At 64.2% G+C, this 24,204-nt stretch carries 17 protein-coding genes, 3 rRNA genes and 1 riboswitch; of the genes, 13 read left to right on the top strand and 7 right to left on the bottom strand.

Translation table 11 applies throughout. The features are described from left to right. The first annotated feature begins 128 nt into the window (after nucleotides 1-128). Nucleotides 129-1,439 (top strand): alpha-L-fucosidase, encoded by a 1,311-nt coding sequence (locus ACX1DX_RS09200; protein ID WP_527252157.1) that lies wholly within the window; start codon nucleotides 129-131, stop codon nucleotides 1,437-1,439. Here the strand turns inward: ACX1DX_RS09200 and ACX1DX_RS09195 are convergent. Continuing rightward, the gene (locus tag ACX1DX_RS09195) at nucleotides 1,436-2,143 is read right to left on the bottom strand and encodes a FadR/GntR family transcriptional regulator (RefSeq protein WP_459396355.1); all 708 of its coding nucleotides are present in this window, start codon (nucleotides 2,141-2,143) and stop codon (nucleotides 1,436-1,438) included. The two genes, ACX1DX_RS09200 and ACX1DX_RS09195, sit on opposite strands and share 4 nt — an antisense overlap. Before the next feature lie 112 nt (nucleotides 2,144-2,255). Here ACX1DX_RS09195 and ACX1DX_RS09190 point away from each other — a divergent pair, with 112 nt between their 5' ends. From ACX1DX_RS09190 to ACX1DX_RS09170, 5 genes are read left to right on the top strand one after another with little or no spacing between them, the layout of a single operon-like run. Beyond that, entirely contained in the window at nucleotides 2,256-3,470 is a 1,215-nt protein-coding gene (locus ACX1DX_RS09190) for an aminotransferase class V-fold PLP-dependent enzyme (RefSeq protein WP_459396354.1), read from the top strand. Nucleotides 3,471-3,497: 27 nt separating this feature from the next. Next, the gene (locus tag ACX1DX_RS09185; RefSeq protein WP_459396353.1) at nucleotides 3,498-4,811 is read left to right on the top strand and encodes an ABC transporter substrate-binding protein; all 1,314 of its coding nucleotides are present in this window, start codon (nucleotides 3,498-3,500) and stop codon (nucleotides 4,809-4,811) included. A gap of 6 nt (nucleotides 4,812-4,817) precedes the next feature. Next, nucleotides 4,818-5,765, top strand: a complete 948-nt coding sequence (locus ACX1DX_RS09180; protein WP_459396352.1) for a carbohydrate ABC transporter permease — start codon at nucleotides 4,818-4,820, stop codon at nucleotides 5,763-5,765. After that, the gene (locus ACX1DX_RS09175; protein ID WP_459396351.1) at nucleotides 5,762-6,598 is read left to right on the top strand and encodes a carbohydrate ABC transporter permease; all 837 of its coding nucleotides are present in this window, start codon (nucleotides 5,762-5,764) and stop codon (nucleotides 6,596-6,598) included. The genes ACX1DX_RS09180 and ACX1DX_RS09175 overlap by 4 nt, the downstream gene beginning before the upstream one ends. 29 nt (nucleotides 6,599-6,627) lie before the next feature. Next, the gene (locus ACX1DX_RS09170; RefSeq protein WP_459396350.1) at nucleotides 6,628-8,946 is read left to right on the top strand and encodes a thiamine pyrophosphate-binding protein; all 2,319 of its coding nucleotides are present in this window, start codon (nucleotides 6,628-6,630) and stop codon (nucleotides 8,944-8,946) included. Between the two features lie 7 nt (nucleotides 8,947-8,953). Here the strand turns inward: ACX1DX_RS09170 and ACX1DX_RS09165 are convergent, their stop codons facing one another. Both ACX1DX_RS09165 and ACX1DX_RS09160 read right to left on the bottom strand, forming a co-directional pair. Beyond that, the gene (locus tag ACX1DX_RS09165; protein ID WP_459396349.1) at nucleotides 8,954-9,445 is read right to left on the bottom strand and encodes a DUF456 domain-containing protein; all 492 of its coding nucleotides are present in this window, start codon (nucleotides 9,443-9,445) and stop codon (nucleotides 8,954-8,956) included. Between the two features lie 71 nt (nucleotides 9,446-9,516). Beyond that, nucleotides 9,517-10,527 carry a hypothetical protein gene (locus tag ACX1DX_RS09160; protein ID WP_459396348.1) on the bottom strand — a complete coding sequence of 337 codons (1,011 nt, stop codon included), beginning with the start codon at nucleotides 10,525-10,527 and terminating at the stop codon, nucleotides 9,517-9,519. A 94-nt stretch (nucleotides 10,528-10,621) separates the two neighbouring features. Here ACX1DX_RS09160 and ACX1DX_RS09155 point away from each other — a divergent pair, with 94 nt between their 5' ends. Beyond that, complete coding sequence (locus ACX1DX_RS09155) at nucleotides 10,622-11,173, top strand: TetR/AcrR family transcriptional regulator (RefSeq protein ID WP_459396347.1); 552 nt, start codon at nucleotides 10,622-10,624, stop codon at nucleotides 11,171-11,173. Nucleotides 11,174-11,189: 16 nt separating this feature from the next. Here ACX1DX_RS09155 and ACX1DX_RS09150 read toward each other — a convergent pair whose 3' ends face one another. Together ACX1DX_RS09150 and thiC are read right to left on the bottom strand one after the other, a co-directional pair. After that, nucleotides 11,190-12,050 carry a nuclease-related domain-containing protein gene (locus ACX1DX_RS09150; protein ID WP_459396346.1) on the bottom strand — a complete coding sequence of 287 codons (861 nt, stop codon included), beginning with the start codon at nucleotides 12,048-12,050 and terminating at the stop codon, nucleotides 11,190-11,192. Nucleotides 12,051-12,168: 118 nt separating this feature from the next. Continuing rightward, nucleotides 12,169-13,887, bottom strand: a complete 1,719-nt coding sequence (gene thiC, locus ACX1DX_RS09145; RefSeq protein WP_459396345.1) for a phosphomethylpyrimidine synthase ThiC — start codon at nucleotides 13,885-13,887, stop codon at nucleotides 12,169-12,171. Continuing rightward, a riboswitch (TPP riboswitch) is annotated at nucleotides 13,879-13,987 on the bottom strand. Its footprint overlaps the gene before it by 9 nt. A gap of 670 nt (nucleotides 13,988-14,657) precedes the next feature. Here thiC and ACX1DX_RS09140 point away from each other — a divergent pair. From ACX1DX_RS09140 to ACX1DX_RS09115, 6 genes are all read left to right on the top strand, one after another. After that, nucleotides 14,658-16,178 (top strand): 16S ribosomal RNA (locus ACX1DX_RS09140). Between the two features lie 344 nt (nucleotides 16,179-16,522). Beyond that, a 23S ribosomal RNA gene (locus ACX1DX_RS09135) occupies nucleotides 16,523-19,615 on the top strand. Nucleotides 19,616-19,723: 108 nt separating this feature from the next. Further along, nucleotides 19,724-19,840, top strand: a 5S ribosomal RNA gene (rrf, locus tag ACX1DX_RS09130). The 16S, 23S and 5S rRNA genes sit together here, the layout of an rRNA operon. Before the next feature lie 321 nt (nucleotides 19,841-20,161). Continuing rightward, nucleotides 20,162-20,647, top strand: a complete 486-nt coding sequence (locus tag ACX1DX_RS09125) for a hypothetical protein (protein ID WP_459396344.1) — start codon at nucleotides 20,162-20,164, stop codon at nucleotides 20,645-20,647. 120 nt (nucleotides 20,648-20,767) lie between these two features. Then, nucleotides 20,768-21,424, top strand: coding sequence for a cytidylate kinase-like family protein (locus ACX1DX_RS09120; RefSeq protein ID WP_459396343.1), 657 nt, complete (start codon nucleotides 20,768-20,770; stop codon nucleotides 21,422-21,424). A gap of 91 nt (nucleotides 21,425-21,515) precedes the next feature. Further along, the gene (locus tag ACX1DX_RS09115; RefSeq protein WP_076064039.1) at nucleotides 21,516-21,923 is read left to right on the top strand and encodes a hypothetical protein; all 408 of its coding nucleotides are present in this window, start codon (nucleotides 21,516-21,518) and stop codon (nucleotides 21,921-21,923) included. Nucleotide 21,924: 1 nt separating this feature from the next. On the opposite strand, the gene ACX1DX_RS09110 is transcribed toward ACX1DX_RS09115, so the two are convergent. Together ACX1DX_RS09110 and tal are read right to left on the bottom strand one after the other, a co-directional pair. Next, nucleotides 21,925-22,716: a nuclease-related domain-containing protein gene (locus ACX1DX_RS09110; protein WP_459396342.1), complete on the bottom strand. Its 792-nt coding sequence runs from the start codon at nucleotides 22,714-22,716 to the stop codon at nucleotides 21,925-21,927. 276 nt (nucleotides 22,717-22,992) lie between these two features. Next, complete coding sequence (tal, locus tag ACX1DX_RS09105; protein ID WP_459396341.1) at nucleotides 22,993-24,084, bottom strand: transaldolase; 1,092 nt, start codon at nucleotides 24,082-24,084, stop codon at nucleotides 22,993-22,995. Between the last annotated feature and the right edge of the window lie 120 nt (nucleotides 24,085-24,204).

Genomic DNA, 24,204 nt, shown 5'->3' with positions numbered 1-24,204 from the left:
GAGCATCACACGACAGGTTGGCCCACAGTGCCTGACCGCTGAGCCCGGTGTGTAAGGGGTGGTCAAAGGTGCCGTGCTGGCTGCAGGTATCGTCCTCCTCGACGCTGCAGCACAACGAGGAGCACAGCATGGGTACGCCACAGACCTGGGCCGAACTAGACGCCCGGCCGATCCCCACCTGGTACCAACAGGCCAAGTTCGGGATCTTCATCCATTGGGGCATCTTCTCGGTACCCGCCTGGCGCACCCTCTCCGACGATCTGTTCGGCGGCTACGCCGAGTGGTACTACGCCTCCGTGTACGGGCCGTTCCGCAACCAGGACGGCGACTACCACGCCCGCACCTACGGCGCAGACCATGTGTACCGCGACTTCGCCAACGACTTCACCGCCGCAGACTTCGACCCCGCCGCCTGGGCCGCCCTCTTCAAGCGCGCCGGGGCCCGCTACGTCGTCCTCACGTCCAAGCACCACGAGGGCTTCTGCCTGTGGCCCACCGACAACCCGCACAAGCGAGGGTGGAACGCGGGCGAGGTGGGCCCGCGCCGCGACCTCGTCGGCGACCTCACCGGCGCCGTCCGCGCCGAGGGCATGAAGATGGGCCTCTACTACTCGATGCCCGAGTGGGAGACCCACCCCAGCCACCGCTGCGACGGCGGCTACTTCATCCCGGAGCGCGACGTCCAGCGGTTCGGCATGGACCCCGCCCGCTACCCAGAGGAGATCCTCCACCCGCAGTGGAAGGAGCTCAACGAGCGCTACCAGCCGTCGGTGATCTTCACCGACGGCGGCGAATGGGACCTCGGCGAGGACTACACGCGCTCGCGCGAACTGCTCACCTGGCTCTACACGGAGGCGCCCAACCGCGACGACGTCGTGGTCAATGACCGCATGCACGTCGGGATGCCCGGCACCCACGGCGACTACTACTCCACCGAATACAACGACGTCGAGGCCTACGGCGCCGTCCACCCGTGGGAGGAGAGCCGCGGCATCGGCAAGTCTTACGGCTACAACCGCGCCGAGACCCTCACCGACTACGCGACGGCCGCCGAGTTGCTGGATCTCCTCGTGCGCACGGTGGGCCTCGGCGGAAACCTGCTGCTCAACGTCGGGCCCAGAGCCGACGGCACCATCCCCGAGATCCAGGCCCAGCGGCTCGAGGAGATCGGCGACTGGCTCGGATCCTGCGGCGACGCCATCTACGACACGACGCCGCTCTTCCTGCCGCTCCCCGACGGCGCCTACGCCGTCGAGCGCGACGGCCACGTCTACCTGTTGGCCACGACGGAGGGCCCGGCCGCCGTCGAACTCCCGTGGGCTGTCACGGGCGCCACGGACCTCGCATCAGGAGAGACCCTTGCCATCGAGGAGAACACCATCACGCTCCCGACGGGGCGCGACCTTCCCTGCGCCGTGGCCTGCGAGGTCAACCGCTAGTCGGAGCCCACCTCGTCGACCTGGGGTGCCGGGCGGGCGCCCTCCAGCCACTTGCGCGTGGTGCGGACGTGGCTCATCGCGAGCAGCCGGGCGACGGAGGGGTCGCGGTCTTTGATGGCTTGGGCCAGCTCCACGTGCTCGTCGTCGCTGAGCGCCTTGAGTGCGGGCCCGACGTCCTTGGCCTCGAGGATGCGGTAGTGACGGCCGCGCTGGCGCATGACGGACAGGATCGCGCCGATGAGCTCGTCGCCGGCGCACTCGCCGATGAGTTCATGGAACTCGGAGTCGACCTGCTGCGCCTCCAACGACGGTTCCGTGTCGGCGAGCTGAAGAGCCAGGGCGAGCAGGCGGTCGGCCTGCTCGTCGCTCCGCTTCGCCGCAGCCTTGGCCGCGATGTGGCCCTCGAGCACCTCTCGCAGCTCGAAAAGCTCAAGGTAGCGGTCCAGCGGCAGCAGCGGCACGACCATCTCCAGACCCGCCATGATGTCGCGGGCGCTCATGGCCGACACCGAGGCGCCGGCCCCGGGCTTGGCCGTCAGCACACCGGCTACCACGAGCATCTTCTGCGCCTCCCGCACCGAGCTGCGGGACACGCCGAAACGGTCGCACAGCTCCTGCTCGCTGGGCAGGGGATCGCCCGGGCTCAGCTCGCCCTTGGAGATCATCCGACACAGGCCCTCACGTGCCACATCTACCGCGCTCATGCGCCCCTCGTTCCCTCGCTATCTAACGATTGTCAGACAATGCATCCAGAAAATCCAGGAAACTGTTCACTTTTATGGGTCGCCATGTCATAGTTGTCCGACAGGAGGCAGCATGACGATGGAGTTGGCCGAAGGGTCCCTCAGCGGAGAAACGCGCGACCCGTTGACGTGGTTGCTGGACCCTGCCCTCCGCCACCTGAACCACGGCTCCTTCGGCGCCGTTCCTGAAGCCGTGGCCCAGGAGCAGGACAGGCTGCGCCGCATCGTTGAGGCCGACCCCGTCTCGTGGTTCTCCACGCTCGCGGAGAGGGTGGGCGAGGCGCGACACCAGATGGCCCAACTCATCGGCGCCCCCACAGACCGAACCGCCTTCGTCCTCAACGCCTCCGCCGGAGCCTCGGTGGTCTACGACGCCCTGGACTCGCGCGGCCCCGTCGACATCATGACCACGAACCACGGCTACGGCGCGGTGTCGATGGGCGCGCAGCGGCTTGCCGCCCGCACCGGCGGCACCGCCACCACGGTGGAGGTGCCCCTGAACGCGACCGCCGCCGAGGTGCGCGCCCTCCTGGCCGATGCCATGGAGCGGCATCGCCCCACACTGCTGGTCATCGACCAGGTCACCTCGGCCACCGCCCGCGCGTTCCCCACCGCCGAGATCTGCCGCGACGCCCGCGGGATGGGGGTGCTCACCCTCGTCGACGGCGCCCATACGCCCGGCGTGCTGGCCCACCCCATCGAAGAGGAAGCCGACTTCTGGGTGGGCAACCTCCACAAGTTCGCTTGCTCCCCGCGCGGCACGGCCCTGCTCGTCTCCCGCGGCGACGGCCAGGAACTGTTCCCCAGCATCGACTCCTGGGGCGCGCCCTTCCCGTTCCCGGAGCGCTTCGACAGCCAGGGCACCCTGGACCTCACCCAGTGGCTCGTGGCGCCCTTCGCCTGGCAGTACCTCGCCACCCAGGTGGGCTGGGACGAGATCCGGGTCACCTCGCAGCGCGTGCTGGACAGCGGCGTCGAGATCGTCGCCCGCGCGCTGGACGGACTGGTCGACGAGCCCGTCCCCGACGTCGGGCAGCCCGTCGGCCCCATGCGACTCCTGGGCCTCCCGCGGCCGCTGGCCACCACTCGGGAACTCGCCGACGCGCTGCGCGTGCCGTTCATCAGTGCCACCGGCTGCGTGGTCGCCTTCACCAGCTTCGACGGCCGCGGTTACCTGCGGCTGTCCGCCCACCTCTACAACACCGTCGAGGACTACCAAGAACTGGCCACGGTGGGGATCCCCCTACTCCACCGCTGGTCACTCAACCAGGATCAGGGAAACAACTGACCCCTCGCAATCGCTCAAGGAGGAGCAATGAAGAGAAAGATCACTTCGATGGCCGCGGTGGCCATCATGTCGTCGCTGGCCCTGACGGCCTGCGGCGGCGGCGCCGACGGAGGCGAAACGCAAGGCTCCGATTCGGGTGGCGACGTGACGCTGCAGATGGTCGAGAGCCTGTCCAGCCCCGGCCGCACCGAGCTGCTGAAGTCCATGCTGGCCGAGTTCGAAGAGGCCAACCCCGGCATCAAGGTGCAGCTGGTCACCCCGCCCACCGAGCAGGCGGACCAGAAGATCCAGCAGATGCTCCAGGCCGGCTCCGGCGTCGACGTGCTCGAGGTGCGCGACCTCACCGAGGGCCCCTTCAGCAACAACAACTGGCTCTACGACATGTCCGGCGACCTGAAGGACTGGGACGGCATGGAGGCGCTGACGCCCAACGCCCAGCTGGTCGCCAACCGCGCCGACGGCAAGTCGTACTACATCCCTTACGGCTTCTACGGCCTGAGCCTCTTCTACCGCACCGACCTCGTCAAGGAAGCCGGCTTCGATGGCCCGCCGAAGTCGTGGGAGGAGCTCGTCGAGCAGGCTGCCGCGATCCAGGACCCGTCGCAGAACCGCTACGGCTACGCCTTCCGCGGCGGCAAGAACTCCAACGGTCAGCTGCTGGCCATCATGGAGGCCTATAACGGCGACAACCTCGACCCGGCCAACGCGTTCAAGGTGAAGAGCGGCGACACCATCTTCACCACCCCCGAATCGCAGGCTGCTGCCGACAAGTACATCGAACTGTTCAAGACCGGCTCTCCCGAATCCTCCATCGCGTGGGGCTACCCCGAGATGGTGCAGGGATTCACCAACGGCTCCACCGCCTTCCTCCTGCAGGACCCCGAGGTCATCGCGGCCGTCAACGAGTCCTCGCTCACCGAGGACCAGTGGAACGTCGCGCCCAACCCGGTCGGCCCCACAGGCAAGGCCGCGTGGGTCGTCGCGACGGCGGGCTGGGGCGTCGCCGAATCCAGCGAGCACAAGGAAGAGGCCGTGGCCCTCGTCGAGTGGCTCTCCGGCGAAGTCTCGACGCGCTTCGCCAAGGAGAACAGCCTGGTCCCCATCCAGCAGAACGCCGACGAGGATCCCTTCTTCAGCACCGGCCCCTGGGCCGCGTACGTCGAGATGAGCGCGAACCCAGACACCTACCTCGCGGTCAGCGAACCCCGCGGTGTCGCCTGGTGGCTCGAATGGGCCACCAAGTCCGAGAAGGACCTTCAGGAAGTGCTCCTCGGCAACAAGACCACCACGGAACTGCTCGCGGACTGGGACGAGTACTGGACCCAGAAGTGGAACGGCTGATCCTTCGTGTCGACCAGAAGAACCGATGAGCGCGTGGCGGGGGTGAACGGCCCCCGCCACGCGCCGAGGCGCGTTTTCTCGGTCAAGAAGGGGCTCCAGGTCCTCGGCTTCCTGGCGCCGGCCATCGTCTTCGTGGGTGTCTTCACCTACCTGCCCATGCTGATCGGCAGCCAGATGGCCTTCCGCCGCTGGAGCATGTGGGACCTGACCGATACGCCCTTCGTCGGGTTCGAGAACTTCGTCACGGTGCTGACGCACTCGAACTTCCCGCGGGTGATGTGGAACTCCCTCATCTGGGTGGTCGGGTCGCTTGTGCCGCAGTTCCTGCTGGGGTTCCTGATCGCGCTGGGGCTCAGGAAGAAGTTCCGCTTCCGTGGCCTGTACCAGGCGGTGGTCTTCTACCCGTGGGCCGTGTCCGGCTTCCTCATCGGCATCCTGTTCCGCTGGATGTTCAACTCCGAGTTCGGCGTCGTCAACGACCTGCTGATGCGCGTCGGCCTCGTGTCCACCCCGGTGCCCTGGCTGGCCAAGCCGGAACTCGCCATGACCTCGGTGATCATCGCGAACATCTGGTACGGCGTCACGTTCTTCGCCATCATGATCCTCGCGGCCCTCCAATCGGTGCCCGATGAGTTGTACGAAGCTGCTGCGCTCGACGGTGCGGGCAGGTTCAGGACCCTCTTCCAGGTGACCATCCCCACCATCCGTTCCACCCTGGTGCTGACGGTGCTCCTGCGCGTCATCTGGATCTTCAACTTCCCCGACATCATCTACGCGATGACCGGCGGCGGTCCGGCTGACCGGACACAGATCGTCACCACGTGGATGATCCAGTACACCCAGCAGGGCGACTACGGCGTCGCCTCGGCCCTGGGCTTCATCGTGATGGCGGTGCTCGTGACCTTCACCGGCTTCTACCTGCTTCTCCTGAACCGGACGGGGCGCGCCCGATGATCAACAAGGACCCCTTCCTGCTCAAGGCCTTCCGCGGGATCGGCCTTTCGGCGTGGTTGCTGATCACGCTCTTCCCGCTGTACTGGATCCTGCTGACCTCGTTCAAGCCGGCCAGTCAGATCGCGGAATATCCCGTGAGGTACTGGCCGCGGGAGTTCTCGCTGGAGAACTACACGGGGCTCTTCGAGAAGGCCCAGTTCGGGTCGTACCTTCTCAACAGCATCATCGTGTCGGCGTCCGCTGCTCTGGTGGCGACCCTGATCGCTTTGCTGAGCGGGTTTGTGCTCTCCCGCTTCACCTTCCGGGGCAAGGGCGCGGTCATGCTGGCGTTCCTGGTGACCCAGATGATCCCGGCGTTCATCGCGCTGGGCCCGCTGTACCAGATGTTCACGCAGCTGGGTCTGGTCGACAGCCGCTTCGGCCTGAGCCTGGTGTACACCGCCATGACCATCCCGTTCGCGTCGATCATGCTGCGCGGGTTCTTCGACAACGTGCCCGACAGCCTCGAGGAAGCCGCCATGGTGGACGGCTGCTCACGGTTCAGCGCGCTGTGGAGGGTGGTCGTCCCGGTGATGACGCCCGGCATCATCGCCACCTTCATCTTCAACTTCGTCAACTCCTGGAACGAACTGTTCCTCTCGGTGACGCTCATCAACACCGACAATCGCAAGACCATCCCTACGGCCCTCAACGGCTTCATCTCCAGCTTCAACATCGAGTGGGGCCCGATGTCGGCGGCCGCCGTCCTCACCATCCTGCCCACCATGGTGCTGTTCGCCTTCGCCAGCCGCTGGATCGTCGCGGGTCTGACGCAGGGCGCCACGAAGGGCTGACGCAACTCCAGAGAAGGAAGTGATGCCGCATGGACGGCGCCACGCTTGAAACGATCCAACAGAGAATCCTGTGGCTGTCCACGGCGATGATCGAGCACGCCAATCACGTGCGCCCCAACCTCGACCACCTCAAGGTGGGAGGCCATCAGGCCTCGTGCGCGTCGATGGTGACGCTGATGACGGCGCTGTACCTGCACCACCTCGACGCGGACGACTTCGTGGCGGTCAAGCCGCACGGCAGCCCGGTGCTGCACTCCATCCAGTACCTGCTGGGGGACTTGGACCGGTCGTATCTCACGCGGCTGCGCGATTTCGGCGGCCTGCAGGCGTATCCGTCGCGCACCAAGGACCCGGACCGGGTGGACTTCTCCACCGGGTCGGTCGGGCTCGGGCCGGCGGCGACGATCTTCGCCGCCTCCACGCGCAACTACGTCAATGCCCACTTCGGTGAGCGCCCGGAGTCGCGGTTCGTGGCGCTGCTCGGCGACGCCGAGTTGGACGAGGGCAACGTGTGGGAAGCCGTGCACGACCCCGCGTCGAACCGGCTGGGGCAGGTGACCTGGCTGGTTGACTTCAACCGGCAGAGCCTCGACCGGATTGTCCCCGACATGCGCATCAGCCCTTGGCACGCGGCGTTCGAGGCGCACGGTTGGCAGACGATCCAGCTGAAGTACGGACGGCGGTTCCGCCGGTTCGTGGAGGAACACGACGGGGAGCCGCTGCGCGACTGGATCGACGGCATGCCCAACGAGAGGTACCAGTCGCTGTTCGGGCTGGAGCCGGCCGCGCTGCGCTCCCGGTTCCTCGACGGGGCGCCGCGCCACGTGGTCGACCTGCTGGCACAGGAGGACGACGCGTCTGTCGCGGCGCTGGTGACCGACCTGGGGGGGCACGACCTGCCCAGCGTCATCGAGGCGCTCGAGCAGGCCGACGCCGACCCCGAGCGGCCGTCGGTGATCTTCGCCTACACCCACAAGGGGTGGGGTCTGCCCATCCAAGGCAACGCCCGCAACCACGCCGCCGTCCTCTCCAGCGAACAGGTGGAGGAGCTGCGGGTCGAGCTGGGCATCCCGGCCGACGACTGGTGGGCGGGGTTCCCCGCCGGTTCGGCCGAGGCGGAGCTGCTCGCGGAGCGCGCGGCCCACCTGCGCCGATCGCTGCCGGCGGTGCATTCCACCCCTCGTGTTCCGACGAGCACCGGTCCACGCACGAGCCGCGCGGTCAGCACGCAGGAGGCGTTCGGCCGGATCCTCACTGACCTCGCCCGCGACGACGGGCTGCGTCGGTTCCTCGTCACCACCTCGCCCGACGTGGCGACCTCGACGAACCTGGCCGGTTGGATCAACAAGGCCGGGGTGTTTGCCGAGCATGAGCGGCAGGTGTGGTCGCACGACCCCATGCTCCGGTGGCGCGAAGGCCCCGCGGGCCAGCACATCGAGCTGGGCATCTCGGAGATGAATTTCTTCCTGCTCCTGTCCCAGCTCGGCTTGGCCGGTCACTTCTCCGGGCAACGACTTCTGCCGATCGGCACGGTGTACGACCCCTTCGTCTGCCGCGGGCTCGACGCGCTCATCTACGCCGTCTACTCAGGAGCGTCGTTCATCTTCGCGGGCACTCCTGCCGGAGTGACGTTGGCACCCGAAGGTGGCGCCCACCAGTCAACGATCACCGCATCCATCGGGATGGAACTGCCCGGGCTGACCCTCCATGAACCGGCGTTCGTGAAGCCGCTCGACTGGCTGGTGTGCGACGCCGCCAACCGCGTTCTCGCCGCGGACGGGAAGACCGCCGACGCGGCGTACTTCAGGCTCAGCACGCGGCCACTCGAACAGGGCGCCTTCGAGGCGGCCGAGCAGCGGCTTGGCACTGCTGTCATCCAGCGGCAGGTGCTGGCGGGCGCCTACCTGCTGCGCGACTCGCGCACGGGCCAGGACAGCACCGGCCCCGCCGTCGCGTTGGTGGGGACCGGAGCCGTCATGCCCGAGGTGCTCGCCGCCGCGGAGGAGCTCACAGACGAGGGGATTCGCGTCGACGTCGTCGACGTCACCAGCCCGGGTCGCCTCTATCGCGCGTGGCGCAGCGGGATCGCCGAGGGGGTGCGAACTGCGCGCGTGCCGGATCTACCCGGCGCCTTGCGGGCAGTGTTCCCGGACCGCCGCCCCGTCGTGACCGTGCAGGACGCCTCCAGCCACGCCCTGTCGTGGCTGGGCGGAGCCCTCGGGGTCCCTGCGGCGTCGCTGGGCGTCGACGGGTTCGGCCAGAGCGGCTCGATCGACGCGCTCTACCGGGAGAATCACCTAGACGCCGGCTCGATCGTCAACGGAGCGTTGGGCGTGCTGGGCCTCTGAGTCCGGCTCACCAGGCGGTGGCGATGCTGACCGCCAGAATGGCCACCGCCACCATCGCGCAGCCCAGTTCCACCAGCATCCCCATCCCCAACGCCTTGACGGTCGTCCAGCTGGTGGCCAGCGCCATGCGGAAGTCGCGTAGCCGGTACCACTCGGCCAGCAGGAGGCCGAGTACGAAGCCGATCGGGAGGCCCAGGCCGGGAAGCACGAAGACGCCGATGACGCCGGCGACGACACCGATGACGACGGGCCACTTGGGCACCTGACGCTGTTGGAGCGAGCGGCCGGTCAGCATCCAGCTGCTGAGGGCACCGAAGATCAGTAGCAATGCGGCGAAGCCGAACGCGATCCATCCCCAGGACGAGCCGCCCCAGATCGCCCACACCAGTGCGCCGATGCCGATGGCGAGGCTGCCGGGCAGGACGGGCACCACGATCCCCATGAGCCCGACGAGGGCAAGGACGCCGGCGGCGAGCGCGGCGATCATCTCTGCAGTCATCTCGCAAGACTATGTCCCGGCGCGTGCACCTGCTGGCTTCGCGCCCCGGGGCGCGAGCCTTCCCGCTGCCCTCAGCCGGCGGTTCCCATGCTCCTCGATGCGACCCGAGGCGCCGCCACGTACAGAGCCAGGCCCAGCGCAACCCAGGTGGCCAGCGTCAGCAGCGCCCATCCGCCGCCCGCGCCGTCGAAGTAGGCGACGGCGCGCACCAACGTGCCGGCCGCACCGGGGGGCAGGAGTTGCCCCAGAGTCGCCACGCCGGCGGGCAGCCACACCGCGCTGGTGGCGATGCCCGCGAACGGGTTGCCGATGAACATCATCGTCATGGCCGCGACGGTGAAACCCTTCGCGCCCAGGGCGTCGTTGAGCGCGGCCAAGGGCACGGCCAGGGCCGCGATGCCGAGCGCGATCGCCGCACCCACGGACCAGACCGACCCGTCGATGCTCCCAAAGGCGTAGCGCAGCACGGTCGAGACGACGAACCCGCCCACCAGCGAAAAGCCCAGCAACCCCAGCAGGACCAGGCGCCGGTGCCCGGGCAGGAGTTTGCGGAACGCGACGGCGGGCACGATCCCGCCGAACACCAAGGGGAAGGCGAGGCCGCCGATGCCCGCGCCGATGGGGTCGCCGTCGGGAAGGGGGACGACATCGTCGACGGTGGCTGCCAGGCCCAGTTGTGCGGCGACTGCGCTGCCGGTGGCGGCGACGGTGCCGGAGATCGCGGTGGATCCGGCGCTGGCGACGGCGACCCGGGCAGACCCGCCACGGGTGAGATCGAGCCCGCCCAGCACCTCCTTGGAGCGGATGGCTTCGTCCAGTTCCGCGCTGGAGCTGAGTTGCTCGACGAGGTACCCGCCCGGCGCGTGCTCCTCCAACGCCGCGGCGATCGCGTCGACGGTGGGTCCCTCCGCGACCACCCCCAGCGGGAGGTCACGGGGGCCTGACTTCAGCGTCGGCATGATGAACAGCAGCAGGAGGCCGACGAGGATGACGGAGAGGCCGGCGGTGAGGCCGAACCAGCGGATGGCTCGCGCGCGCCTGCGCAGCGTGGGACGGATGGGGGCTTCGGTGGTGACGGGCATGCGTTCCTTGCGTTATGGAGGAAAATCCTCCGTTTACGGAGAAGTTTCCTCCGGATAGGATGACGAAGTCAAAACCAGGGAGGTGAAGGCGGTCATGAGGGCAGACGCGTTGGCACGGCGGCGCCGCATCCTCGACGAGGCACGTCACCTGTTCGCCGGGCAGGGAGTCGCCGTTCCGCTGGAGGCCGTGGCGCACTCAGCGGAGGTGGGCATCGCGACGCTGTACCGCAACTACCCAGACCGCGACGCGCTCGTCACCGCCGTGATGCTCGACCTGCTGGCGGACATCGACGCCGCCGTCGCCGACGCAGCGGAGGGGCTGGACGCAGACCCGGAGGCGACGTGGGTCGGGCTGGTGAACCGCCTCGTCGCCCTGGAGGTCGGGGCATTGACCCACGCCTTGTCCGGGCAGGGCACAGACCTCCCGGCTGAAGTGACCGAGGCGCAGGAGCGCTCCCTCGCCGGCGTCTCGGCTGTGTTGAAGGCGCTGAGCGACAGGCGGGCGCTGAACTCAGACCTGAGCGCGGTCGAGTTCATCGCGGCCATCGCCATCCTGACGCGCCCCCAGCCCGAAGCGATCCACCGGGCCGCGCCCGGCGTCGTCGCCCGCCTCGTGGCCGCGTTCGTCGCCTCCACCCGCCCGTAGGTCGTAGCTCAGCGGCTCAACCGAGCCACGTGGTGCTCCGGCGGGCAAGCTCGAACACCTTCTCGACGGTGTGCTGAGGGAGTCGCTCCGGCAAGCGCCGGAGGTGCCTCACCAGGCGGCTGCGGTTGATGACGGTGACGTCCTCGGGTGCCGCCTTCACGACGAAGGTGTCGGCGTTCACCGGCACGACCATGCCGCGCACGGCGACGGCGAAGCCCGCGGCCTTCCCGAGGAGCTTGGCTGCCCTGCTGGCCTCGTGGCGCGAGTTGCGGATATAGGGCTGGCGCACGCCGTTGACCATGAACGTGTTGCCGCCCACCCATACCTTCATCCCGGCGTGGTTCTTCGAATTGATGGTGAAGACGCCCGCTGGACCGATCAGTAGGTGGTCGATGTCTGAGTCCTTCGTTCCCACCGGGATCGAGTGAAGGAAGCGCCATCGTGGATCCGCCTTCCGCAATCTCTCGAGCTCAGCGGCCACCAGCCGCTCACCGATGGCACCCCGCTCCCACGGCGAGCGCGCGTGCTTCCCAAGAAGGATGCTTCGCAGGATGGTGGCGCGCTGGCCGACCGCGTGGGCGGCCTCGATCTGTGCCTGGAGCGATACGCCCGGTGTGTTGTGGATGAGGTCGAGGACGGGAGTGGGCTTGCTGGGGACTGCCCCGACGGCCCGTCCCGGGGGGCGGGATGCGGTGAACGCCGCGGGATCCTTCGGCCTCGCCGGCGGCTTCGTCGATTGGCTCGGCTCGGCACTTGGGCGGCGCCAATAGCCAACGGCCGCCTCGAGTTCCGCGGAGAGCTCCGGTGACTCTGGGTGCAGCGTGTGGGCATCCATGTCCTGATAACCCAGCTGCACCCCGTCACTGGAGCGAATCACGTATAAGCGATCTTTACCGAAGTGCTTCCACCGCTTGAAATTGAACGCGGTCGACGACTTGTCCCCCATGGGCCGAGGCTAGCCGCGATCCCTCCGGGCCGCGGCCAGCCCGCCAGAATCAGGCGCTCTGCGCCTCGGAGATGTCCAGGTACACCTGTGCACCCATCTCCCTGAACTCCCGCGACTTCGCCGCCATGCCCGACTCCGCGTCGACACCGGAACCGAACCGGGCCCTGATGTCGCCGCTGATCTTCATCGAGCAGAACTTCGGCCCACACATCGAGCAGAAGTGCGCCGTCTTCGCCGGCTCCGCGGGCAGGGTCTCGTCGTGGAACGCGATGGCGGTGTCCGGGTCGAGCGACAGCGCGAACTGGTCGTGCCACCGGAACTCGAACCGCGCCTTGCTCAAGGCGTCGTCGCGGACCTGCGCCCCGGGGTGTCCCTTGGCGACATCGGCGGCGTGGGCCGCAATCTTGTACGTGATGACGCCGGTCTTCACGTCGTCGCGGTTCGGCAGCCCCAGGTGTTCCTTGGGGGTGACGTAACAGAGCATCGCGGTGCCGTGCATGGCGATCACTGCGGCCCCGATGGCGGAGGTGATGTGGTCGTACCCCGGGGCGATGTCGGTGACCAGCGGCCCCAGCGTGTAGAACGGCGCGCCGTGGCACCAGTCCTGCTCGAGGCGTACGTTCTCCTCCACGAGGTTCAGCGGGATGTGGCCGGGGCCCTCCACCATTACCTGCACGTCGTACTCCCAGGCCCGCTTCGTCAGCTCGGCGAGGGTGCGCAGCTCGGCGAACTGAGCCTCGTCGTTCGCGTCGGCGATGGAGCCGGGCCGCAGCCCGTCGCCCAGGCTGAACGAGATGTCGTAGGCCGCGAAGATCTCGCACAGTTCGTCGAAGTGCTCGTAGAGGAACGACTCCCGGTGGTGAGCAAGCATCCAGCCGGCCATGATCGACCCACCCCGGCTGACGATGCCCGTGACGCGATCAGCCGTCAGCGGCACGTACCTCAAGAGGACGCCGGCGTGGACGGTCATGTAGTCGACGCCCTGCTCGGCCTGCTCGATGACCGTGTCCCGGTACACCTTCCATGTGAGCTCCTCGGCCTTGCCGTCCACCTTCTCCAGCGCCTGGTAGAGCGGCACGGTACCGATGGGCACGGGGCTGTTGCGGACGATCCATTCGCGCGTGGTGTGAATGTCATCACCGGTGGAGAGGTCCATGACTGTGTCGGCGCCCCAGCGGGTAGCCCACGTCAGCTTGTCCACCTCCTCCGCGATGGAACTGGTGACGGCGGAGTTGCCGATGTTGGCGTTGACCTTCGTCAGGAACGCCCTGCCGATGATCATCGGTTCGGCCTCAGGGTGGTTGATGTTGGCGGGGATGATCGCTCGGCCGGACGCCACCTCTTCCACCACCTTCTCGACGGCGACGCCCTCGCGCAGCGCCACGTAACGCATCTCCGGGGTGACGACGCCATTGCGGGCATAGTGCAGCTGCGTCACCCTCTTGCCGGGTATGGCTCGGATGGGCTCCTGCCTGCGGCCGCGCCATTCATCGGAGGCCGCGCCACGACGCACGGCCGCCCGGCCGTCGTCGGCCAGGTCGGTGGAGCGCGCCGAATGGAGTTCAGTGTCACCTCGCCCGGCAATCCACTCCCGGCGCTTCGGGGCAAGCCCTTCCACAGGATCGACGGTGGGGCCACACGTGCGGTAGACGTGCACGTCGGCATTGGGGACGTCACCAGGGGAGTCCGCCAAGCTGATGGCGGTGACCGGGACGTGGATGTCGCCATCGGAGATGGTGACGGCACGATGCTGCGGATGGATTTCCATCTGACTCTCTTCCTTCGCCGGCATGACCCGGACAGGTTCGACGGTCGCAAGCGGCATCAGCTTGATCTCAGCCCGTGCCCGGGCACCCGTGGGGTGTCTGAAGCCAACCACAGCGGGAGCTCACCGCCACCGACGTCTCATGGCGAACGCTCCGCACTCGCCTCGTGGGAGCACAAGCCCCTGTCAGGACGACATCGCCTCGCGACTCGACGCGACGCGCAGCCGGCAGGCGAGCCCAGCCCTACACCGATTTTGACTTCTCCGCAGAGTCTGTCTAGTATTGGTCTTCGCGCAAGCGACTGCTGAACAAGCAAAACCCCCAGTCACATGGGAATTCATGCTTATTTGCGGCTGATCCACCCAGATCAAGCGATTTGACACGGGGAGGCCAACAAGTAAAGTTCTGCGGGTTGCCCAAGCGGCAAATACAACTCAACGGAACAAGCCAAACCGGCCGATTTGACAGGCTGGAACACGGCAAGTAAAGTTGATCGAGTTGCCCCAAGCGGGAATCGCACGGAAAATGGTGTGGTTGAAGCGCGGGTCGCACCCGAAACTTGAGAACTCAACAGTGTGCTTTAAGTCAATGCCAAATACATGCACTGGCAAGGCTTTTCGGAGTCTTGTCGTGCGAACCCGTCTCCCAGCTTTGGTTGGGGATGGATTCCTTTGAATTAATATTGATTAAAGTCCAGTTTTTTGGATTTTGTCGGTATCAAACTAGTTGACAGTTGAGCAGGTGCCTTTTGGGGTGTCTGTACTGATAATTTTCAACGGAGAGTTTGATCCTGGCTCAGGACGAACGCTGGCGGCGTGCTTAACACATGCAAGTCGAACGGTAAGGCCCTTTCGGGGGTACACGAGTGGCGAACGGGTGAGTAACACGTGAGTAACCTGCCCTTGACTTTGGGATAACTCCTGGAAACAGGTGCTAATACCGGATACCAGCCTGCACGGCATCGTGTTGGTTTGAAAGCTCCGGCGGTCAAGGATGGACTCGCGGCCTATCAGCTTGTTGGTGAGGTAGTGGCTCACCAAGGCTTCGACGGGTAGCCGGCCTGAGAGGGTGACCGGCCACATTGGGACTGAGATACGGCCCAAACTCCTACGGGAGGCAGCAGTGGGGAATATTGCACAATGGACGCAAGTCTGATGCAGCAACGCCGCGTGCGGGATGACGGCCTTCGGGTTGTAAACCGCTTTCAGCAGGGACGAAGCGAGAGTGACGGTACCTGCAGAAGAAGCACCGGCTAACTACGTGCCAGCAGCCGCGGTGATACGTAGGGTGCGAGCGTTGTCCGGATTTATTGGGCGTAAAGAGCTTGTAGGCGGTTTGTTGCGTCGGTAGTGAAAACTCAGGGCTTAACCCTGAGCCTGCTTCCGATACGGGCAGACTTGAGGAAGGTAGGGGAGAATGGAATTCCTGGTGAAGCGGTGGAATGCGTAGATATCAGGAGGAACACCAGTGGCGAAGGCGGTTCTCTGGACCTTTCCTGACGCTGAGAAGCGAAAGCGTGGGGAGCAAACAGGCTTAGATACCCTGGTAGTCCACGCCGTAAACGGTGGGTACTAGGTGTGGGGTTCATTCCACGAACTCCGTGCCGCAGCTAACGCATTAAGTACCCCGCCTGGGGAGTACGGCCGCAAGGCTAAAACTCAAAGGAATTGACGGGGCCCCGCACAAGCGGCGGAGCATGCGGATTAATTCGATGCAACGCGAAGAACCTTACCTGGGTTTGACATATGCCGGAAACATCTAGAGATAGGTGCCCCTTTATGGTCGGTTTACAGGTGGTGCATGGCTGTCGTCAGCTCGTGTCGTGAGATGTTGGGTTAAGTCCCGCAACGAGCGCAACCCTCGTCCTATGTTGCCAGCGGGTAATGCCGGGGACTCATAGGAGACCGCCGGGGTCAACTCGGAGGAAGGTGGGGATGACGTCAAGTCATCATGCCCCTTATGTCCAGGGCTTCACGCATGCTACAATGGCCGGTACAAAGAGCTGCGAACCTGCAAGGGTGAGCGAATCTCAAAAAGCCGGTCTCAGTTCGGATTGGGGTCTGCAACTCGACCCCATGAAGTCGGAGTCGCTAGTAATCGCAGATCAGCAACGCTGCGGTGAATACGTTCCCGGGGCTTGTACACACCGCCCGTCAAGTCATGAAAGTCGGTAACACCCGAAGCCGGTGGCCTAACCCCTTGTGGGAGGGAGCCGTCGAAGGTGGGACCGGTAATTAGGACTAAGTCGTAACAAGGTAGCCGTACCGGAAGGTGCGGCTGGATCACCTCCTTTCTAAGGAGCCTGTAGCAGCACGGTTTTTGACTGTGGTGCTCATGGTCGTGTTCTGGGACAGGTGTTTCCAGCGCGGCCGGCACCGGAATGTGGAACATTGACTTTTGAAGTTCGGAGGAAGTCGTTTCTCGTCAGTACAGCCTGGGTCCTTGTGGTCTGGGAGTGGAAATTCGGGGGATGGTTGGTGTCGGGCTAAGCACGCTGTTGGGTCCTGAAGGGTCGGTTGTTTGTGCAACGCCTTCTAGCGGACCATGGTGGCAGTCGCCTTTCGGGGTGGTTGTTGTCCTGGGCTCGCCCGTATTTTGAGAACTTCACAGTGGACGCGAGCATCTTTGTAGATTTTTTGACAAGCTACTAAGTGCGATCGGTGGATGCCTTGGCACCAAGAGCCGATGAAGGACGTTGTAACCTGCGATAAGCCATGGGGAGCTGGTAAACGAGCTTTGATCCGTGGATTTCCGAATAGGGAAACCTTGAAATACCGGAGTCATGTCCGGCAACCTCTGCCTGAATATATAGGGCAGTTGGAGGGAACGTGGGGAAGTGAAACATCTCAGTACCCACAGGAAGAGAAAACAATAGTGATTCCGTTAGTAGTGGCGAGCGAACGCGGAAGAGGCCAAACCTCGTGTGTGTGATAGCTGACAGGCGTTGCATGCGGGGTGTTGTGGGGCCGTTCTGGTTGCGCTGTCGAGCAGCCACAGAGTAAAAAATGATCAGTGAAGTTGAAGTGTCTGTGAATGGCACAGCAGAGAAGGTAAGACTCCTGTAGGCGTAAGTTGATCACTCTGGAGCGTCACCCCAAGTAATGCGGAACCCCTGAAATTCCGCATGAATCTGGCGGGACCATCCGCTAAGCCTAAATACTCCTTGGTGACCGATAGCGGACAAGTACCGTGAGGGAAAGGTGAAAAGTACCCCGGGAGGGGAGTGAAATAGTACCTGAAACCGATCGCATACAATCCGTCGGAGCCTTTCGGGGTGACGGCGTGCCTTTTGAAGAATGAGCCTGCGAGTTAGTGGTACGTGGCGAGGTTAACCCGTGTGGGGAAGCCGTAGCGAAAGCAAGTCCTAATAGGGCGTTTTTAGTCGCGTGCTCTAGACCCGAAGCGAAGTGATCTATCCATGGCCAGGTTGAAGCGACGGTAAGACGTCGTGGAGGACCGAACTCACTTGGGTTGAAAACCGAGGAGATGAGCTGTGGATAGGGGTGAAAGGCCAATCAAACTTCGTGATAGCTGGTTCTCCCCGAAATGCATTTAGGTGCAGCGTCGCATGTTTCTTACCGGAGGTAGAGCACTGAATGGTCTAGGGGGCCCACAAGCTTACCGAAATCAGTCAAACTCCGAATGCCGGTAAGTGAGAGTGCGGCAGTGAGACTGTGGGGGATAAGCTTCATAGTCGAGAGGGAAACAGCCCAGATCATCAGCTAAGGCCCCTAAGCGATAACTAAGTGGAAAAGGATGTGGAGTTGCGGAGACAACCAGGAGGTTGGCTTGGAAGCAGCCACCCTTGAAAGAGTGCGTAATAGCTCACTGGTCAAGTGATTCTGCGCCGACAATTTAGCGGGGCTCAAGTTATCCGCCGAAGCTATGGCATTCACACGTTTAAACCGTAAGGTTGTGTGGATGGGTAGGGGAGCGTCGTGTGCGCAGTGAAGCGGCGGGGTGACCCAGCCGTGGAGAGCACACGAGTGAGAATGCAGGCATGAGTAGCGAAAGACGGGTGAGAAACCCGTCCGCCGAATATCCAAGGGTTCCAGGGTCAAGCTAATCTGCCCTGGGTAAGTCGGGACCTAAGGCGAGGCCGACAGGCGTAGTCGATGGACAACGGGTTGATATTCCCGTACCGGCGAAATATCGCCCCTGCCGAACTGGATGATGCTAAGCACGCGAGGTGTGGTGATGTCTTCGGACGGATCTTCACTGAGTCTGTGACCCAAGTTCATAGTAGGCAAGCTGCGGAGGGACGCAGGAAGGTAGCTCTTCTCGGTTTTGGATATACCGGGTCAAGTGTGTAGGGCGAGACGTAGGCAAATCCGCGTTTCATTAAGCCTGAGACATGATGTGTCGGCAACTTTGGTTGTCGTAAGAGTGATCCTATGCTGCCTAGAAAAGCTTCGTGAGCGAGATATTAGCCGCCCGTACCCCAAACCGACACAGGTGGATAGGTAGAGAATACTAAGGCGATCGAGAGAATCGTGGTGAAGGAACTCGGCAAAATACCCCCGTAACTTCGGAATAAGGGGGACCTGATGCGTATTAGAATTTACTTCGAAAGCGTTGAGGGTCGCAGAGACCAGGCCCAAGCGACTGTTTACTAAAAACATAGGTGCGTGCTAAGTCGTAAGACGATGTATACGCACTGACTCCTGCCCGGTGCTGGAAGGTTAAGGGGAAGGGTTAGCCTCACGGCGAAGCTTAGAACTTAAGCCCCAGTAAACGGCGGTGGTAACTATAACCATCCTAAGGTAGCGAAATTCCTTGTCGGGTAAGTTCCGACCTGCACGAATGGAGTAACGACTTGGGCGCTGTCTCCACCACGAACTCGGCGAAATTGCATTACGAGTAAAGATGCTCGTTACGCGCAGCAGGACGGAAAGACCCCGGGACCTTTACTATAGTTTGGTATTGGTGATCGGTGTGACTTGTGTAGGATAGGTGGGAGACTTTGAAGCTTGGACGCCAGTTCAGGTGGAGTCATCGTTGAAATACCACTCTGGTCACTCTGGTTATCTAACCTAGGTCCATTATCTGGATCAGGGACAGTGCCTGATGGGTAGTTTGACTGGGGCGGTCGCCTCCCAAAAGGTAACGGAGGCGCCCAAAGGTTCCCTCAGCCTGGTTGGCAATCAGGTTTCGAGTGTAAGTGCACAAGGGAGCTTGACTGCGAGAGAGACATCTCGAGCAGGGACGAAAGTCGGGACTAGTGATCTTCTGGTGGCACATGGAAGCGCCAGGACTCAACGGATAAAAGGTACCCCGGGGATAACAGGCTGATCTTGCCCGAGCGTCCATAGCGACGGCATGGTTTGGCACCTCGATGTCGGCTCGTCGCATCCTGGGGCTGGAGTCGGTCCCAAGGGTTGGGCTGTTCGCCCATTAAAGCGGCACGCGAGCTGGGTTTAGAACGTCGTGAGACAGTTCGGTCCCTATCCGCTGCGCGCGTAGGAGTCTTGAGAAGAGCTGACCTTAGTACGAGAGGACCGGGTCGGACTAACCTCTGGTGTGCCAGTTGTTTACCAAAAGCACGGCTGGTTGGCTACGTTGGGACGTGATAACCGCTGAAAGCATCTAAGCGGGAAGCACACTTCAAGATGAGGACTCCCACAGAATAATCTGGTAAGGCCCCTTGTAGACCACGAGGTGATAGGTCGGATGTGGAAGCACAGCAATGTGCGGAGCTGACCGATACTAATAGGCCGAGGGCTTGTCTTTCTACAAAGATGCTACGCGTCCACTGTGAGGTTCCCGAGATACGGTCGGGGACACACAACTCAACACAGACTTGAGCAAGGTGTATCCGAACGCTATTTCCCATAGTGTTACGGTGGCCATAGCGAGAGGGAAACACCCGGTCCCATCCCGAACCCGGAAGTTAAGCCTCTCTGCGCCGATGGTACTGCGAGGGGGACCTCGTGGGAGACTAGGACGCCGCCGGACTTCTTTATAGCAAACCCCCCGAACCTCGTTCGGGGGGTTTGTTGCATTTACAACCCCTTTTGCAGCGCCCTCAGCGGGGTCGCCGCTGTCGGGCGTACGGTATCGGTAGCATTTCGACAGACTCCACGTCTCACCCGCTACCGGAAGCTTGTGTCCATGAAGAGACTCGTTCTCGGGCTCGCCCTGATGCTGACCGCCTGCGGGGCCACGGCGCCTTCCGCCTCTCCTTCCGGTGCCGCGACGCCCACGCCGGCACCCCCGTCTCCCACTGCCACGGTAGTTATCCTGGCGTCGCCGGTCTTCTAGGAAACTATTGATGACATGGCAGCGAAGTCGGATGCCATGGTCTCGGTGCGGATCGTCGGATCGCGCGGCGAGATGGTGCTCCCCGACTACAGTTTCGACGACCCACTCATCAACCCTTACGCAGGCACCACGAATACGCCGTCCCCAGCCGAACTCAAGGAACTGGGGACCCCGACGACGGTCTACCAAGCTGTGGTCACGCAGGCATTCGCGGGCAACCTCAAGACCGGCGAGGAGATTGAGATCCTCGAAGTGGGTGGTGTGGTGGGCGGTGTGGCCTACGAAATGGCTGGCAGGCCTGATCTGCCGAGCGACCTGCCCGATCTGCTCTTCCTCGCGGAGGCCGGGAAGCACGGGAGCTATGTGACCGCAGGCACGGCTCAGGGCCGGTTCAAGGAGGTGGGTCCGGGCCAGTACCGGAGCATGGATCCCGCGCTTCCCCACCTGGCGCTGAACTCCGCGAGTGAGATGGCACGTGTGAAACGCGTCATCGAGTCCTGATGCGTACCGCGGGCATGGGCTGTTCTTCGAAGGAATGTCGTGACATATTTGGAACCCGCCAGGTAGACTGGGTACCCGAGCAGGCGCACCGTAGCGCGGACTCCCTGAGGAGGGACTGACATGAGTGCCATTACCGTTTCCCGCAAACTTGGATCGTACGGTGGGCGAATCGCTGAGCGGGTAGCCCAGGAGCTGGGCTGGAAGTTCGCGGACCGCCCCTTCGTCGATCGCGTCATCAGTGAGTTCGGACTGATCAGGCTCTCGGAGCTCTACGACAAGCCCCCGACATTGCTCGACCTGTTCAACGAGAACACCTCGCAGACCATCGACTGGATGAACAAGACGCTGGTGACCTTGGCCGCCAAGTACGACGTCGTCATCCTGGGGCGCGGCGGCTTCGCCGTGCTGAAGGGGCACTCCGACGTGTTCAACGTGCTCGTAACGGCGCCGGACGAGGACCGGGTCAGGCGCGTCATGGAAGACAACCGGGTGTCCCGGGGCGTCGCCGGGGAGCTGGTCGAGCGCGATGTCGACACGAAGACCCGCTTCGTCCGCCGCTACTACGGGGAGAACTGGGCAGCAGAGGACAGCTATGACCTGGTGGTGGACACCTCCCAGGTGAACGAGGACGAGGCCGTGCGGCGGATCATCGACTCTGCCCGCGATTGGTTCGGCTCCAACGGCGGTCCCAAGATCGCCGAGGTGGGCGTCGACCCGATCCTGCTACAGACCATCGAGCAGCGCTTCGAGGAGGAAGTCCCCCTCTACAAGGACTAGGACCTCGTGGCGTGACCGCAGAAGTCCGTGGACAGCAGGTTGCCGCGCTGCAGGACCGGTTCGTGCTCCGGGTTGTCGTATCTTGGGATTCATGAGTCAGCACCCCGGCCGCCGCGGCTTCTATTTCGCGCCGCAGTGCGCCAAGTGCGGCCTGAGCACGGGGGTCTTCGAGGTGCTCGGGCCAGGCGACATGCCGGAGCGCTGGGGATGCTGGGATGCCCGCTCCCAGCAGTTGCACTCCAACCGGACGGACACCGACGGCTGGCGGATGATGATGCAGGCCGGCGGGCTGGACAACGGTGTGGTGGGTGAGGCCATCGAACTGGACGACGACAGCGCCGCAGCGCTCCACCGTCGGTTGTCCGAGGGTGACGTCGAGGCTCTGGAGTCCGTGAGCGACGACCTGCTCGGCCACTGTGTGGAGTGTGGTGCGTTCTACTGCCACCTGCACTGGCGAGCGGAGCGTTGCCCGGGAGGACACCAGCGCGCGCAGGCGTGATCTACTCGGAACCGTTGGCCTGCTTCCATTCGTAGAAGGCCAGGCTCAACTCGCCCTTGACTTCGTCATCCGTGGGGTGTGAGCCGTTCGTGCCCAGATTCCAATAGCCGAGCTGATGGCCATCTGCTTTGCGAGCGACGTAGAGGCGGTCATGTCCGAAATTGCGCCACCGTCGGAATGTGAAGGAATCCGTCTCCATCGGTTCCTGGGTGGGACCGGGTTGCTGCGACCGCGGTGCGCATTCTGTCTGTGGGGCGGCCTTCGTCAACCAGGTCTGAGGTTTGCGTGCTTCGTCGAATATCGCGATCACCGTCTCCTGGGGGAGGGCGGGCCGACAGGAGTAGAAGTAGCCTGCGAGGTGCTCGCACGGGATCACCCACACGTCACCCGGCTGCTCACGGACCTCCAGCGCCCGGGCCTTCACCGGAACGATCACACCAACCACGGGGATGGGCCTGCCCAGTGCTCTGGCCAAGAGCCGTGCGGCGCGCTGAGATTCGTGCCTGCTGTTGCGCACATAGGGCTGTCGGTACCCGTTCACCATGAAGGTCCCACCGGCCACCCACAGCTTCCCGCCCGCGTGATGCTTGGTGTTGATGGTGAACACTCCGCCGGGGCCGATGAGCAGGTGGTCGATGTCGGCACCGTTCTGGCCGACGGGGATGGAGTGGAGATAGCCCCAGCGCGGGTCGAGCTCGCGAAGCCGGATCAACTCGTGCGCCACAACCTGCTCGCCCACCCTGCCGATCTCCCAGGGCGACGGGGCGGCAGCAGGACCATAGGGTTGCTGCACGAATGGGCCCGTCGCCTCGGCCGCGCGCGCCGCCTGAGCCTGGGCCGACAGCCGTGAGCCCGCCGTCGAGTAGAGCAGGTCAACCGTGGGATCAGGTGGAGGGGCGCCAGCGGGTGCCCAATCGCTGTAACTGGGCCGTTGGCTGCCGCGGGATTGGCTGATGCCTTGCCCGTCGAAAGCAAAATCCGGTGCTGACCGTGTTTCCCCCATGGGCAGGACCCTAGCCAGGAACAGGCGTGCGCGCTCCAGGATCCACGCTCTTGGGTGAGCAGTTGCCTATAGGTTGGCAGGTCCGGAGGCGAGCGCGGCGCGGACCGTCTCCTGGAGTTCCCTCCAACTCACGGCGAACTTCTCCACGCCCTCGTCTTCCAGCACCTGGAAGACGTCAGCGAGGTCCACGCCCGCGTCGGAAATCTCCAGGAGGACCCGGCGACCCTCCTCCTCGGTGCCTTCCATGGGGCGACCGACGACGCCGTGGTCCGCGAAGGCCTCGAGGGTCTTCTCGGGCATGGTGTTCACCACGCCGCGGGCGACCAGCTCGCTGACGTACATCGTGTCAGGGTAGGACGGGTCCTTCGTGCTCGTGGAGGCCCAGAGGGGTCGCTGCGGGTTGGCACCCTTCGCCTTCAGCGCGGCGAACCTTTCGGAGCCGAAGACCTCTTCGTAGGCGCCGAGGGCGACCTGGGCGTTGGCGATGGCGGCCTTGCCCTTCAGCTCTTCGTGGCCCAGCTTCTCCAGCCGGGCGTCGATCTCGGCGTCGACCCTGGAGATGAAGTACGACGCGACGGAGTGGATCTTGCTGAGGTCGCGCCCGGCCGCGTCGGCGGTCTCGAGGCCGGTGAGGTAGGCGTCCATCACCTCGCGGTACCGGCCCTCGTCGAAGATGAGGGTCACGTTCACGGAGATGCCGCGCCCGATCGACTCCGCGATGGCGGGGACACCCGCGCTGGTCGCCGGAATCTTCACGAGGAGATTCTCGCGGCCCACGGTGTCGTAAAGTTCCTGGACCTGGGTGACGGTGGCGTCGGTGTCGTGGGCCAGGTCCGGGGTGACCTCGATGGAGACGCGACCGTCGAACCCGTGGCTGGAGGCGTAGATGTCGCGGAAGAGGTCTGCGGCGTCGCGGACGTCGGTGGTGGTGGCCAGACGGATGGCCTCGTCGACATCGGTGAGATCCGCGAGCTGTTCGGCGTACGCCTCGCCGTCGCTGAGGGCCTTGGCGAAGATGGTGGGGTTCGTGGTCACCCCGACGACGTGTTTCGTCGCGATGAGTTCGGCGAGGTTGCCCGTGGTGAGGCGGTCGCGCGAGAGGTCGTCGAGCCAGATGGAAACTCCGGCGTCTGTCAGGGACTTGAGACGGTCTGTCATGGGGAACCCTTCTCCTGGAGTGGTGACTCGAGCCTATGTCGCGCTGCGGTGCACCTGTCGAGGTGCGCCGGATTCGTTAGTCTGGCAACGACCGCAACGGTGCGGTCGAGAGCTGGAGGG

It is taken from the genome of Tessaracoccus zhenghani, from assembly GCF_054552775.1.
Note: the sequence above shows the minus strand (reverse complement) of the source record. Positions and strands in the feature narration are given on the sequence as shown.